General features: G+C 70.9%; 9 protein-coding genes and 1 pseudogene. 3 read left to right on the top strand and 7 right to left on the bottom strand.

The window, feature by feature from the left end:
* Positions 1–88, top strand: a pseudogene (locus ABZ845_RS24845) (helix-turn-helix domain-containing protein); the annotation flags it as partial.
* A gap of 18 nt (positions 89–106) precedes the next feature.
* Here the strand turns inward: ABZ845_RS24845 and ilvC are convergent.
* The 5 genes from ilvC to ABZ845_RS24820 form a co-directional block, all read right to left on the bottom strand.
* On the bottom strand, positions 107–1,105 hold the full coding sequence (gene ilvC / locus ABZ845_RS24840; RefSeq protein WP_360983243.1) for a ketol-acid reductoisomerase: 999 nt from the start codon (positions 1,103–1,105) through the stop codon (positions 107–109).
* A 138-nt stretch (positions 1,106–1,243) separates the two neighbouring features.
* The gene (gene ilvN / locus ABZ845_RS24835) at positions 1,244–1,768 is read right to left on the bottom strand and encodes an acetolactate synthase small subunit (RefSeq protein WP_360983241.1); all 525 of its coding nucleotides are present in this window, start codon (positions 1,766–1,768) and stop codon (positions 1,244–1,246) included.
* A 19-nt stretch (positions 1,769–1,787) separates the two neighbouring features.
* The gene (locus ABZ845_RS24830) at positions 1,788–3,644 is read right to left on the bottom strand and encodes an acetolactate synthase large subunit (RefSeq protein ID WP_360983239.1); all 1,857 of its coding nucleotides are present in this window, start codon (positions 3,642–3,644) and stop codon (positions 1,788–1,790) included.
* A gap of 261 nt (positions 3,645–3,905) precedes the next feature.
* Positions 3,906–6,980: an EAL domain-containing protein gene (locus ABZ845_RS24825; RefSeq protein WP_360983253.1), complete on the bottom strand. Its 3,075-nt coding sequence runs from the start codon at positions 6,978–6,980 to the stop codon at positions 3,906–3,908.
* 626 nt (positions 6,981–7,606) lie between these two features.
* Positions 7,607–8,548, bottom strand: coding sequence for a 2-hydroxyacid dehydrogenase (locus ABZ845_RS24820; protein ID WP_360983237.1), 942 nt, complete (start codon positions 8,546–8,548; stop codon positions 7,607–7,609).
* Between the two features lie 75 nt (positions 8,549–8,623).
* Between ABZ845_RS24820 and ABZ845_RS24815 the strand changes: the two genes are divergently transcribed.
* Together ABZ845_RS24815 and ABZ845_RS24810 are read left to right on the top strand one after the other, a co-directional pair.
* Positions 8,624–9,622, top strand: a complete 999-nt coding sequence (locus tag ABZ845_RS24815) for an aldo/keto reductase (RefSeq protein ID WP_360983235.1) — start codon at positions 8,624–8,626, stop codon at positions 9,620–9,622.
* Positions 9,623–9,690: 68 nt separating this feature from the next.
* A complete protein-coding gene (locus ABZ845_RS24810; RefSeq protein WP_360983233.1) occupies positions 9,691–10,854 on the top strand; it encodes a PQQ-dependent sugar dehydrogenase in 1,164 nt (387 codons plus the stop codon).
* Between the two features lie 25 nt (positions 10,855–10,879).
* On the opposite strand, the gene ABZ845_RS24805 is transcribed toward ABZ845_RS24810, so the two are convergent.
* On the bottom strand, positions 10,880–13,939 hold the full coding sequence (locus tag ABZ845_RS24805; RefSeq protein WP_360983251.1) for an AAA family ATPase: 3,060 nt from the start codon (positions 13,937–13,939) through the stop codon (positions 10,880–10,882).
* Between the two features lie 182 nt (positions 13,940–14,121).
* Positions 14,122–14,304: a hypothetical protein gene (locus ABZ845_RS24800; protein WP_360983232.1), complete on the bottom strand. Its 183-nt coding sequence runs from the start codon at positions 14,302–14,304 to the stop codon at positions 14,122–14,124.
* Between the last annotated feature and the right edge of the window lie 87 nt (positions 14,305–14,391).

Here is a 14,391-nt window from a genome sequence, read left to right as displayed (position 1 = left end):
CTACGTGGGCGACACCAAGACCCTCGACGTCCACGTCAAGCGCCTGCGCGCCAAGATCGAGCCGGACCCGGGCGCACCGCGCTACCTGCGCCGCACGGCGGTCGGCTCACGCCTCTTCGTCGACCCAGCTCATCAGCTTGCGCAGCTGCTTGCCGGTGGTCTCCAGCAGGTGCTCGGAGTCCTGCTGCTTGTACTCGTTGTACTTCTTCAGACCGCCGTGGTACTCGTCCATCCAGTTCTGCGCGAACGTGCCGTCCTGGATCTCGGCGAGGACCTTCTTCATCTCGGCCTTGGTGGCGTCGGTGATGATGCGCGGACCGGTGACGTAGTCGCCCCACTCGGCGGTCTCGGAGATGGACCAGCGCATCTTCTCCAGGCCGCCCTCGTACATCAGGTCGACGATGAGCTTCAGCTCGTGCAGGCACTCGAAGTAGGCGATCTCGGGCTGGTAGCCGGCCTCGGTCAGGGTCTCGAAGCCAGCCTTGACCAGCGCCGCCGTGCCACCGCACAGGACGGCCTGCTCACCGAACAGGTCGGTCTCGGTCTCCTCGGTGAAGGTGGTCTTGATGACGCCGGCGCGGGTGCCGCCGATGCCCTTGGCGTACGACAGCGCCAGCGCGAACGCGTTGCCGGAGGCGTCCTGCTCGACGGCGACGATGCAGGGAACGCCGCGGCCCTCCTCGTACTGACGGCGCACCAGGTGGCCCGGGCCCTTGGGGGCGACCATGCAGACGTCGACACCGGCCGGGGGCTTGATGAAGCCGAAGCGGATGTTGAAGCCGTGCCCGAAGAACAGCGCGTCGCCGTCGTTGAGGTTGGGGGCGATGGACTCCTCGTAGACCTGGGCCTGGATCGGGTCCGGCACCAGGATCATGATGACGTCGGCCTCGGCGGCGGCCTCGGACGGCGTCACCACTCGCAGGCCCTGCTCCTCGGCCTTCGCCTTGGACTTCGAGCCCTCGGGCAGACCCACGCGGACGTCGACACCCGAGTCGCGCAGCGACAGCGCGTGGGCGTGGCCCTGGCTGCCGTAGCCGATGACCGCGACCTTGCGGCCCTGGATGATGGACAGGTCGGCATCAGCGTCGTAGAACAGCTCGGCCACTTTCGGTTCTCTCCTTGGGGTGCAGATGGTGCGTCCCACCGTATGACGGCAGGGCTGGGGGAAGGCTGATGGTCTCGGTATACGGGCGGGCGCCCACCGGCCGTCCGCCCGTTCCGGTATGAAGTCCTACTACGAGTCCTACGCGGACCGTTCGAGGGCGCGCAGGGAGCGGTCCGTGATCGAGCGGGCGCCGCGGCCGATGGCGATCGTGCCGGACTGGACGAGTTCCTTGATGCCGAACGGCTCCAGCATCTTGAGCATCGCCGACAGCTTGTCGGTGGATCCGGTCGCCTCGATGGTGACGGCCTCCGGGGAGACGTCGACGGTCTTGGCGCGGAACAGCTGGACGATCTCCACGATCTGGGAGCGCGTCTCGTTGTCCGCTCGCACCTTCACCAGGACGAGTTCGCGCTGGACGGCGGAGCCGGGCTCCAGCTCGACGATCTTCAGCACGTTGACGAGCTTGTTGAGCTGCTTGGTGACCTGCTCGAGCGGCAGGTCCTCGACGTTCACCACGATGGTGATGCGGGAGATGTCGGGGTGCTCGGTGACACCGACCGCGAGCGAGTCGATGTTGAAGCCGCGGCGGGAGAACAGGGCGGCGATCCGGGCGAGGATGCCGGGCGTGTTCTCCACGAGGACCGAGAGGGTGTGCTTGGACATGGTTCTCAACTCAGCTCTCTCAGTCGTCTTCGCTGTCGCCGAAGTCGGGACGCACGTCCCGCGCGGCCATGATCTCGTCGTTGGAGGTGCCCGCGGCGACCATCGGCCAGACCATCGCGTCCTCGTGCACGATGAAGTCGACCACGACCGGGCGGTCGTTGATGGAGTTGGCCTCTTCGATGACCTTGTCGAGGTCGGCCGGGGACTCACAGCGGATCGCGTGGCAGCCCATGGCCTCCGACAGCTTCACGAAGTCGGGGACGCGGGTGCCCGCACTCGGCTGCAGGCCGTCGGCCTCGGGGCCGGAGTGCAGGACCGTGTTGGAGTACCGCTGGTTGTAGAACAGGGTCTGCCACTGGCGGACCATCCCGAGGGCGCCGTTGTTGATGATGGCGACCTTGATCGGGATGTTGTTCAGGGCGCAGGTGGTCAGCTCCTGATTGGTCATCTGGAAGCAGCCGTCGCCGTCGACCGCCCACACGGCGCGGTCGGGCGCTCCGGCCTTGGCGCCCATCGCGGCCGGGACGGCGTAACCCATGGTTCCGGCGCCGCCGGAGTTCAGCCAGGTGCCCGGCTTCTCGTACTGGATGAAGTGCGCGGCCCACATCTGGTGCTGTCCGACGCCCGCGGCGAAGATCGTGCCCTCGGGGGCGAGCTGCCCGATGCGCTGGATGACCTGCTGCGGGGAGAGCGTGCCGTCCTCGGGCAGGTCATAGCCGAGCGGGTAGGTCTCGCGCCAGCGGCTGAGGTCGTTCCACCAGGCGGTGTAGTCACCCTTGTGGCCCTCGCTGTGCTCCTTCTGGACGGCCTGGATCAGGTCGGCGATGACCTCGCGGGCGTCACCGACGATCGGCACGTCGGCTGCGCGGTTCTTGCCGATCTCGGCCGGGTCGATATCGGCGTGGACGATCTTGGCGTACGGGGCGAAGCTGTCGAGCTTGCCGGTGACGCGGTCGTCGAAACGGGCTCCGAGGGCGACGATCAGGTCGGCCTTCTGCAGCGCGGTGACGGCGGTGACCGCACCGTGCATGCCCGGCATTCCCACGTGCAGCGGGTGGCTGTCGGGGAATGCGCCGAGCGCCATCAGGGTGGTGGTGACGGGCGCTCCGGTGAGTTCGGCGAGGACCTTCAGCTCGGCGGTGGCGCCGGCCTTGAGGACGCCGCCGCCGACGTAGAGGACGGGCCGCTTGGCCGAGGTGATCAGCTTGGCGGCCTCGCGGATCTGCTTGGCGTGCGGCTTGGTCACCGGGCGGTAGCCGGGCAGGTCCGTGGCGGGCGGCCAGCTGAAGGTGGTCTGCGCCTGGAGGGCGTCCTTGGCGATGTCGACGAGGACAGGGCCCGGGCGGCCGGTGGAGGCGATGTGGAAGGCCTCCGCGATCGTCCGCGGGATGTCCTCCGCCTTGGTGACCAGGAAGTTGTGCTTGGTGATCGGCATCGTGATGCCGACGATGTCCGCCTCCTGGAAGGCGTCGGTGCCGATCGACTTGGAGGAGACCTGGCCGGTGATCGCGACCAGCGGCACCGAGTCCATGTGCGCGTCGGCGATCGGGGTCACCAGGTTGGTGGCGCCGGGGCCCGAGGTCGCCATGCAGACGCCGACCCTGCCCGTGGCCTGCGCATAGCCCGTGGCGGCGTGGCCCGCGCCCTGCTCGTGCCGCACCAGCACGTGCCGCACCCGCTTGGAGTCCATCAGCGGGTCGTACGCCGGAAGGATCGCACCGCCGGGAATACCGAATACCGTCTCGGCGCCGACCTCCTCGAGAGAGCGGATGAGGGACTGCGCACCCGTCACCTGCTCGGGCGCGGACTTGTGTCCTCCGGATCGGGGCCGCGGATGCGGGTGAGGGGCCCCGGTGGCCTGCTCGGTCATCGTCATTCTCTTCTCGATGCTGAGGGTTTGTGCGCGAGGTTGTCGCGAGGGGTCTGCGAGGGGTCTTTGCGAGGTTCGGGCGTTGTTCGGCTGGTGCTGGTGCAACAAAAAACCCCTCGTGCCAGAAGGCAAGCGAGGGGAGCGCGCCGGGTGTGGTCGCTGGGTGTTCCGGTTGTTTCCGGTGGTCCCAGCTCAGCCGACGCGCTGGCCAAGTACGAGAATTCGGGTGCGCATGGCACTGACCCTCTACCCGGGGCACTGTCACTGTCAAGTGGGTGGGACGGGAGTCTCATTATGTGAGCGCAGACCCGTCCCGCCTCCAAAAACGGCGGTCATTCCACTGGTGTACACCCCCGAACCCCCTCCGGCGAGCACCGGCTCCACGGGGTGGCGCGGCACCGGATAATGGCCGGAATGCAGCGCCCGGCGCAGCCGGTACTCGTCCAGCGGTCCGGAGAACGCCGCGCCCTGCCCATGGGTGCAGCCCATCGCACGCAGGGCGACGACCTGCTCGGGGAGATCCACACCGTCGGCGATCGACTGGAGACCCAGGTCGGTGGCGATGCGCAACAGTCCACTGGTGATCTTGTGCAGCCGCGCGGACTCGACTACGCCCTCCACGAGGCCGCGGTCGAGATTCAGGACGTCGACGGGCAGTCTGCGCAGCGCCGTGATGGCCGCGTAGCTGCTGCCGAAGCCGTCCAGGGCGACCCGGACCCCGATCCTGCGCAGGGCGCCCAGTCTGCGCTCCAGCTCCTCCAGGCAGATGCGCGGATCGGTGTCGTACAGCTCGATCATCAACGCGCCCGAGGCCAGTCCGTGCCGCGTGAGCAGGGCTTCTACGGAGCCCAGCGGCAGGGAGCGGTCGAGGAGCCGGCGGGCGCCGATGCGGATGGCGACAGGCGCGGCGAGCCCGGCTGCGGCGCGCTCGGCGGCCTGTTCGACGGCCGCCTCCAGCGTCCAGCAGTCCAGCTCGGCCGTCTTGTCGCTGCCGTCGGACACCCGCAGGAACTCCGCGGGGGTGAACAGCACGCCCTGGGAGGAGCGCCAGCGTGCCTGGGCACTGACCGATGCGATCCGGCCGTCCGCGAGCGAGACCACCGGCTGGTGCAGCAGGGTGAACTCCCCGTCGTGCAGCGCGGCCCGCAGCCGGGTGGCCAGCTCGGCCTTGCGTACGACGTCCTGCTGCATCTGCGGGGCGTACAGCTCCACGCGGCCCTTGCCCGCGGCCTTGGCCCGGTACATGGCGAGGTCCGCGTTGCGCAGCAGCTCACCAGCGCCGAGGCCCGGATCGGCGAAGGCCACTCCGATGGACGCCGCCACCCGGACATCGTTGCCGTCGATGTCGTAGGGCTGGGAGAGGGTGATCCGGAGCCGGTCGGCGAGTTCCATGATGTGACCCTCGCGCGCGCTGCGGTCCCTCGTGCCGTCACCGACGATCAGGGCCGCGAACTCGTCACCGCCCAGCCGGGCGGCGGTGTCGCCCTGCCGGACCGCGTCCTGGAGCCTGCGGGCGGCCTGGACGAGCAGCTCGTCCCCGGCCTGGTGCCCGATCGTGTCGTTGACGGCCTTGAATCCGTCGAGGTCGATGAAGAGCACGGCGGTGCCTCGGTCGGACGAGCGGCGGCCGGACAGCGCCTGTTTGACGCGCTGGGTGAACAGCGCGCGGTTGGGCAGGTCGGTGAGCGGGTCGTGCTCGGCGTTGTGCTGCAGCTGCGCCTGGAGGCGCACCCGCTCGGTGACGTCGCGGCTGTTGAAGATGAGGCCGCCGTGATGGCGGTTGACGGTGGACTCGACGTTGAGCCAGCCGCCGTCGCCCGACCTGAAGCGGCACTCGATGCGCGTGGTGGAGCCTCCGGTGTGGCCGGCGGCCAGGAAGCGGCGCACTTCGTGCACCACACAGCCCAGGTCCTCCGGGTGGATGAGCGCGGCGAGCTCGGTCCCGACGAGTTCTTCGGCGGGCCGACCGTAGACACCTGCGGCGGCCGGGGAGACGTACCTGAGGATGCCGTTGGGCGCGGCGATCATGATGACGTCGCTCGAGCCCTGCACCAGGGAGCGGAAGTGGTTCTCCTTCTGTGCGAGCTCCTGGGTGAGGGTGATGTTGTCGAGCAGCATGATTCCCTGGCGCACGACGAGTGCGAGCACGACGGCGCCCGCGGTGATGAGCCCCACGCGGTCGACGCGCTGGCCGTTGAGGACGTTGTAGAGGATCCCCAGTGTGCAGACGGCGGCGGCCAGGTAGGGCGTGAGCGCGGCCAGCGATCCGGAGATCGGGCGCGTCGCCGGATACCGTTCGTGGTCCTGCGGAAGTGCGGCCTGGTTCTGTGGCGGTGCGTGGTCGTCGTCCGGGTCGGACGCGTGCGGGTGTTCGCCCAGGAGGTCGGTTTCCCGCGGACCCGGCCGTCGCTGCTCCGGGACGTGGGGTACGTGCGGGGCACGTGTGGTGTGCGGGGCCTGGGTGGTTTGTGAGACGCGGGTGGTGCGTGGTGCCCGTTCGCGGACGTACGGCGCGCGGTTGCCCTCGTCCTCGTCCTCGCCCTCGCCCTCGCCCTCGCCCTCGCCCTCGCAAGACTGTCCCGGGCCGGCGGAGCCGACCCAGGGCGCGTACGCGAGCAGCAGGGAGCCGGAGAACCAGCCCGCGTCCAGCAGCTGACCCGAGTGGTAGCTGCTGTGCAGCAGGGGCGAGGTGAACAGCGCGTCGCACATCACGGTCAGCGCGAGCGCGCCGATGGCCGTGTTGACCGCCGAACGCGTGACCGCCGAGCGTCGGAAGTGGAGCGCCACCACCATGCTGATCAGGGCGATGTCCAGCAGCGGATACGCGAGCGACAGCGCCGTGTGCGCGACACTCGGCCCGTCGAATTTCGCCGCCTGGGCGAGCGCGAGGCTCCACGACAGCGTCAGCAGCGAGCCGCCGATCAGCCAGGCGTCAAGCGCGAGGCAGACCCAGCCCGCTTTGGTGACGGGCCGTTTGGCGAGTACGAGCAGCCCTACGATGGCGGGCGGGGCGAAGCAGAGGAAGAAGAGGTCGGCGCAGCTCGGCGAGGGCACGGGACGCTCGAGGACGACCTCGTACCAGCCCCACACCCCGTTCCCCAGCGCCGCCATGAGGGAGGACAGCGAGAAGAGCAGCCAGGCGGGCCGGAAGCGGCTGCGGCGGCTACGGGCGTAGAAGAAGCAGGAGACCGACGCGGCTCCCGCTGCGGTGCTCAGCCCGAAGTCGCCCATGAACAGCGCAATGTTCCTGGAGCCCCAGCCGATCGCGGAACCGACGGCGTATCCCGCGCACAGCAGGGCCAGAACGAGTTGCGGAACCATGCGCGTCCGGCCGTCCGGCATCGGACGGCGGACCAGGCACGCTGCCGGCGAGCTCACCGGGCACTCCGGGTCCGGGGCACGGCCGAGTCCCGCTGGTTCCTGCGGGCTGGATGGGTGTGCCTTTTGCGTCCTGAGTGCCTGCGGTGGTGGTGATGACCGCTGTGCCCGATGTGGCCACTGTGCCCGTGTCTGCGCATCGCGGCTCGCCGGGGTCGCCGCCCGCGACCCCGCCGCGTCGGATCGTTCGCCCATAGGCCGTGCATCGCCCGTCGCCCCCCTCGCATGTCTCAAAGTTCCGTCCCCGGCGCCGAACGGTGCGCGGCGCAGCCCCTGTCGGGACGATACACCAGTCTCGTCACTCAGGGACATAGTTCCTCTACGCTCCGTGACGACCAGCGGATATACGAGCACGTTACGCGCACGGGGGACTGCGGAGTGTGCCGGAAGCGGATGAGAAGCAAACGACAGCCAACGCACGCGCCGGTAGTGCGCCCCCTCGAGAGGGCGCACGCGGTCATTGCCCTTGGCTCAAATCAAGCGCCCCTGTGGGGGCGCGGTGCGCGGCCGATGCGCGGCTCCCCCGCACAGGGTTGCGCGCGAAGCGCGCCGAAGGGTGCGGAGGACCCTCTCCCTGTGCGGCGAAGCGCTCAAGCCCCCGTCGTCAGCACGACGTTCAACAACGGCTCCCCCTCCGCGAACCGGTTCACCTGCGCGCTCAGCAATCGTTTGACCCGAGGCCAGAACGCCGAGGTGGGCCCCCCTACATGAGGGCTGATCAGCACACCCGGCGCATGCCACAGCGGATGGCCCGCCGGCAGCGGTTCGGGATCCGTGACATCGAGCGCGGCGGTGATACGGCCTCGCTCCAGCTCCGCCAGCAGCGCCTCGGTGTCGACCACACCACCGCGCGCCACATTCACCAGCAGTGCCCCGTCCTTCATACAGGCCAGGAACCCGGCGCCGGCCAAACCCTTCGTCTCCTCCGTGAGCGGCGTGGCCAATACCACCACATCGGCGTCGGGAAGGAGATCCGCCAATCGGGAGAGGGGTTGCACAGGGCCGCGCTCCGTTTCGCGTGCACGGCGCGCGACGCGCGCCACCCGCGCGACCTCGAAGGGCACGAGCCGGTCCTCGATGGCGGCGCCGACGGCGCCGTATCCGACGATGAGGACGGACTTGTCGGCGAGCGCGGGACGGAACCCGGCGCGCCACTCCTCGCGGTCCTGTCCCCGGACGAAGTCGGGAATGCCGCGCAGTGAGGCGAGGATCAGGGTCAGCGTGATTTCGGCGGTGCTGGCGTCGTGCACGCCACGTGCGTTGCACAGCCGCACCCCCTCGGGCAGCAGGGAGAGCCCGGGCTCCACGTGATCCACTCCGGCACTGAGCGTCTGCACGACCCGGACGGACGTCATCGCGGCCATGGGACGCACCGCGATCTCGCTGCTCTTCATATACGGCACGGCATAGAACGCGCAGTCGGCGGGGTCGGCGGGGAACTCCGGACCGCCGTCCCAGAACCGGTAGGAGAGGCCCTCGGGGAGCCCCTCCACCTCCTCGCGGTGGAAGGGAAGCCAAACGTCGACAGTCATGGTCAGGAGGCTAAGCGAAAGGCCCGGTGGCGCATTGGTTAGTTTGGGGTGCCGAACGAGGGAGGACACGGCCAGGTGGAGCGCAGGACGATCGGCGCGGCAACACTCGAAGTGGGGGCCGTGGGACTTGGGTGCATGCCGATGAGCTGGGCGTACTCCGGATCACGGCAACGCGGCGACGAGTCCCTGCGCACCGTGCACCGGGCGCTCGACCTGGGGGTGACGCTGCTCGACACCGCCGACATGTACGGGCCGTTCACCAACGAGCTGCTGGTGGGACGGGTGTTGAAGGAGCGGCGCGCCGACGCGTTCGTCTCGACCAAGGTAGGGCTGCTGGTGGGCGAGCAGCACATCGTGGCGAACGGCCGCCCCGGTTATGTGAAGCGTGCCTGCGACGCGTCGCTGCGGCGGCTGCAGACGGACGTCATCGATCTCTACCAGCTGCACCGCGCGGATCCCGAGGTCCCCGTCGAGGAGACCTGGGGCGCCATGGCGGAGCTGGTCCAGGCGGGCAAGGTACGAGCACTGGGGCTGTACGCGGTGGGCGGTCAGGCCCGGCGCCGGTCCGGGGCGGGACCGTACGACGCCGCCCTGCGGCAACTGGAGCGGGTGCAGCAGGTGTTCCCGGTGAGCGCCGTGGAGGCGGAGCTGTCGCTGTGGTCGGCTCAGGCACTGGACGCGCTGGTGCCCTGGTGCGCGGCGCGCGGGGTGGGCGTGCTGGCGGCGATGCCGCTCGGCAGCGGCTACCTGACCGGCACGCTGACCCCTGGCGAGGGCTTCGAACGCGACGACCTGCGGGCCCGCCACCCTCGTTTCACGGCCGAGATGATGGCGGCGAACCAGCCGATCGTGGCGGGACTGCGCCGGGTGGCCAGGCGGCACGGGGAGGACGTCACGGCCGCCCAGGTGGCCCTGGCCTGGGTGCTGGCGCAGGGCGGTCATGTGGTGCCGGTTCCCGGCGCCAAGCGGGAGCGCTGGGTCGTCCAGAACGCGGCGGCGGCCAGGGTGCGTCTGGCCCCTGAGGACCTCGCGGAGCTGGCGGGGCTGCCCGCGGCACAGGGGTCATGGGACTGAGCCGGCGCCGTGGAGGGCGCGAGCGGTGTAGGAAGGGATGAGGGCACCGCGTCGAAGGGACCTGAATCGTGCGACGCCGAACTGTGACGGCCGTGTCGGCCGCGTCCGCTCTGGTGCTGGCGGCCGGCTGCTCCTCCGGCGGCGGCAAGCCCTGGCCGGACCCCGGAAGCCGCTCGCCCGGCGGTACGGCGGCCAGGCCGTCGGCCTCCGGACCGGGCGCCGAGCAGACGCCGCCCGCGACCGGATCGGCCCGGGTGGTGCGCACCGTCGCCACCGGTCTCAAGTCCCCCTGGGGCCTGGCCCCGCTGCCCGGCGGCGGACTGCTGGTGGCAGACCGGGACGACGGGACGATCACACGGATCGACGAGAAGACCGGGCGGAAGACGCTCCTGGGCGCGGTGCCCGGTGTCTCCGCCGCGGGCGAGGGCGGCCTCCTGGGCATCGCCCTCTCCCCCGGCTACGCCTCGGACCACCTGGTCTACGCGTACTTCACGACGGACTCGGACAACCGCATCGCCCGCATGCTGTACGACCCCGAAAAGCCCGCCGGTGAACAACTGGGGGCACCGGACACGGTGTTCAGGGACATCCCGAAAGGGATGATCCACAACGGGGGACGGATCGCGTTCGGGCCCGACGGGATGCTGTACGCGGGGACGGGCGAATCGGGCGAGCGGGGTCTCGCCCAGGACCGCAAGTCCCTGGGCGGCAAGATCCTGCGTATGACCCCCGAGGGCGAACCGGCTCCCGGCAACCCCTTCGTCGACTCGCCCGTCTACACCTACGGCCACCGCAATGTGCAGGGCTTGGCCTGGGACGGCAAGCAGCGGCTGTTCGCCTCCGAGTTCGGCCAGGACACCTGGGACGAGCTCAACGCGATCAAGCCCGGAGACGACTACGGCTGGCCGGACGCGGAGGGGAAGTCGGCCGACCCCCGGTACCACAATCCGATCGCCCAGTGGCACACCGACGACGCCTCCCCCAGTGGCATCGCCTATGCCAAGGGCTCCATCTGGATGGCGGGCCTGCGTGGACAGCGGCTGTGGCGCATCCCGCTCAGGGGCACACAGGCGTCCGCGCCCCCGCAGGCGTTCCTGAAGGGGACGTACGGACGCCTCCGCACGGTGGTCGCGGCCGGGGGCGGCACCCTGTGGGTGACGACGAGCAATACGGACGGGCGGGGCGAACCGTCGGGGGCCGACGACCGGATCCTGGAGGTGGAGGTGTCGTAGGGGCGTTCCCGGCCCCGCGTGGCCCCTACCCCGCAGCGCGGGTGGCCACGGGCGCCTCCGGCGGGAACAGCCGCAGACGGTGGGCAACCGCCGCCGCCTCGCCCCGGCCCGAGACCTCCAGTTTCGCGAGGATGTTGGAGACATGGACGCTGGCCGTCTTCGGGGAGATGAACAGCTCCTCGGCTATCTGCCGGTTGCTGCGACCGGCCGCGACCAGGCGCAGTACGTCACGCTCCCGGTTGGTCAGCCCCAGGGACTCGGCCGGATCCGGTACGGCGGCCGGGTCCGGGGGCACCGGTTCGCGTACGGGTGCGAGGCGGGCGCGCCGGCCCAGCAGGGCGATCGACTCGGCGAGCGGCACGGCACCGAGGCGGTCCCCCACCGCGCCCGCCAGCCGCAGCAGTTCGGCGGCCCGTTCGCGACCGTCCTCGCCGCCCGACGGGGCCAGCAGGGACTCCGCGAGGCGGAGGCGGACACGGGCCAGCTCGTATGGACGCTCCAGCGCCTCGAACGCGGTCACGACCTCCTCCCAGTCGTGCGGCCCGTCCAGGCCCTCGGCGCGTCGCAGTTCCGCGCCCACCCAGCGTGCGTGCGCCTGCCAGACCGGGGCGTTCGCGGCAAGCTTCTTGGAGCAGGCACGGATTCGCTCGAGGCTCGCGTCCCGGCCTGGCTCGGCGGCGGGCAGCGCTGCGGCGGCGGCCTCCGCAATGGCCGCGGCAAGCAGCAGCGGCCAGCCGTAGCGCTGGGTTCCCACGGGAAAGCCGCTGGTCAGAGTCGGTTCGACAAGGGCCCGGACGTCCATGGCGTGGCCCTTCGCGACAGCGAGTTCGGCGGCGATGCGCACCACGCTGAGCACATGCTGGGGCGCGGCGTCGCTCGTTCCGAAGTGCTCGCGAGTGGCGGCCAGTTGGCGCTCGACGTCGGCCAGATCGCCCCGGGCGAGCGCGACATGCGCATGGATCACGGCGCAGAAACCCCGTGGGCCCCCGATACGGCCCACGCGCTCCGAGGCGAGCGCGGCGTCGGTCGCCTCGTCCCAACGCCCAAGGGAGTAGAGGGACTTGCCGAGGTTGGCCCACACCCACGCCTCGGCGTCCCGCAACCCCAGTCTCCGGGTGAGGTCGAGGCCCTCGCGCAGCACCTTCTCGGCCTCCCGGGAACGGCCGATGCCCTCCAGGTGCGACGGCAGGTTCACATGGGCCCGGCCCGTCACATAGGCGTTGCCGAGCTCCGCCGCCCGCTCCTTGACCTCGTACATCTGCGCGAGTCCGGTGTCGATGTCGCCCGCTTCGATGAGGAGACCGCCGAGCGTGAGACGGGCGTTGACCTCGGTGTCGCGGGCGCCCACCATGCGCGCGTACTCGACGGCGCGTTCGGCGGCCGAGAGCGCGTCGGGTCCAGGGGCGTGCACCATCGACCAGTTGGCGACGGCGGAGTGCACCTCGGCGTGCACCTCCGAGGGAGGCAGCCCGCGCACCAGTTCCTCAGCTGCGGTCAGTTCCTGCCGGCCGTCGCCACGCCCCGTGTTCCGCATCAGTTTGGAGCGCTGGACCCAGAACCAGGCGGCGCGCAGCGGGTCGGTCTCCTCCTCCAGGAGGCGCAGCGCCCGCTTCGCGATCTTCAGGGCCCGCTCGCGCTCGCCGCTCAGCCGACCCGCGACGGCCGCCTCGGCCAGCAGGTCGAGATAGCGCAGGGGGGTGGTCGCCGGGTCGCAGCCGCAAGGGGGGTAGACCTCTGCGTAGTCGTGCGGGCGCAGCTGAGACCGTACGGTGTCGGGGGCGACGTCCCACAGTTCCATCGCCCGCTCCAGGAGCTGCAGTTGCTCGGCGTGCGCATGGCGGCGGCGGGCCTTCACCGCGGCGTCCAGAGCGGCGGGCAGGGCCTTGGCCGCGTCATGCGCGAGGTACCAGTAGCTGGCCAGCCGCGGAGCTCTCTGGTCGTCCGGTACGAGCGTCGGGTCGGCTTCCAGGGCCTCGGCGTAGCGCCGGTTGAGGCGGGAGCGCTCGCCGGGGAGCAGGTCGTCGCTCACGGCCTCGCGGACCAGGGAGTGGCGGAAGCGGTATCCGTCGCCCTCCGGTGTGGCGAACAGGATGCTGGCTCCTACGGCGGCGCGCAGGGCCTCGATGAGGTCGTCCTCCGTGAGCCGGGCGACGGCCGCCAGGAGTCGGTGCTCGACGGTCGAACCGCCCTCGGCGACGATCCGCACGACGTGCTGCGCGGTCTCGGGCAGCCTTTCCACGCGGACGAGGAGGAGGTCGCGCAGGGAGTCCGTGAGGCCGCCGCAGGAGCCCTCGTGGGCGGCTACGGCCAGTTCCTCCACGAAGAAGGCGTTGCCGTCGGAGCGGGCGAAGATGCCGTCCACCTGGGCCGGTTCGGGTTCCGCGTCGATGATGCCGGCGATCTGGCGCTGGACCTCCGTGCGGTTGAACCGGCCGAGTTCGATCCGGCGGACCGTGCGGAGCCGGTCGAGTTCGGCGAGGAGGGGGCGCAGGGGGTGGCGGCGGTGGATGTCGTCCGAGCGGTAGCTGGCGACGACGGCCACCCGGCCGCCGCGCAGGGTGCGGACGAGGTAGGCGAGCAGATGGCGGGTGGAGGCGTCGGCCCAGTGCAGGTCCTCCAGGATCAGGACCACCGTACGGAGGGCGGCGATCCGCTCCAGCAGACGCGCGGTGAGCTCGAAGAGGCGTGCCATGCCCTCCTCGTCGTCACGGTGGCCCCGGCGCGTCTCACCCAGCTCGGGCAGCAGCCTGGCCAGCTCCTCCTCCTGCCCGGCGGCGGCCTCGGCGAGCTCCTCGGGGAACTGCCGCCGCAGGGCGCGCAGCGCGGTGGAGAAGGGGGCGAAGGGCAGGCCCTCGCAGCCGATCTCGACGCAGCCGCCGAGCGCGACGACCGCGCCCGCGCCGGTCGCGGCGGCGGTGAACTCCTCGATGAGCCGGGTCTTCCCGACTCCCGCCTCGCCCGCCACGAGCAGCGCCTGCGGCTCGCCGGTGGCGGCGCGCGCGAGCGCGTCGTGCAGCACCCCCAACTCCTCGGCGCGGCCGACGAACACGGGGCTGACGGATCTGGTCTCCACGCTCCTGAGGATGTCACGGGCCCGGGACGGAGGGGCACCGGATATCGCTGGACGCGAACCGCGGGCGGTGGCCCGCGCAGCGCCCTCACCGACGGGGACGGTCCCCGTCGGTGAGGGGTGAGGACGTCCGACCCCCGTACGGCCGTCCTCGAGGAGCGCGGTGCCCGTGCCGCCGGGCTCCTGTGACCCGGTGTTCACGCGGTGCGGGTGGCACGGGTGCCGCGCCGGTGACTGTGCGGCCGGCCCGTGCGTTCGGGTTCTCGGCCGGCCACGCGGTCCGTGTGGCGGGCCCTGCGGGCCTCGCGGCCGCGCCGGTAGTCCTCCGCCTCGCGGATCAGCTCGGCGGAACGGATCTGATGGAGTTCGTACTCGAACATGGTGTGTCCCCTGGAGAGATCGAGGTGTGGTGCCGCTTTCTGCGACGTCCTCAACCTTCGTCTCCGAGGGGGGTTTGGCGCATGGGG

This window comes from Streptomyces sp. NPDC047022 (genome assembly GCF_040644155.1).
Lineage (GTDB): Bacteria > Actinomycetota > Actinomycetes > Streptomycetales > Streptomycetaceae > Streptomyces.
Note: the sequence above shows the minus strand (reverse complement) of the source record. Positions and strands in the feature narration are given on the sequence as shown.

Bases quoted from the DNA above. Each gene is read 5' to 3' on its own strand.
- ilvN (WP_360983241.1), bottom strand. From the start codon at position 1,768: ATGTCCAAGCACACCCTCTCGGTCCTCGTGGAGAACACGCCCGGCATC.
- ABZ845_RS24825 (WP_360983253.1), bottom strand. From the start codon at position 6,980: ATGCCGGACGGCCGGACGCGCATGGTTCCGCAACTCGTTCTGGCCCTG.
- ABZ845_RS24830 (WP_360983239.1), bottom strand. From the start codon at position 3,644: ATGACGATGACCGAGCAGGCCACCGGGGCCCCTCACCCGCATCCGCGG.
- ABZ845_RS24820 (WP_360983237.1), bottom strand. From the start codon at position 8,548: ATGACTGTCGACGTTTGGCTTCCCTTCCACCGCGAGGAGGTGGAGGGG.
- ABZ845_RS24800 (WP_360983232.1), bottom strand. From the start codon at position 14,304: ATGTTCGAGTACGAACTCCATCAGATCCGTTCCGCCGAGCTGATCCGC.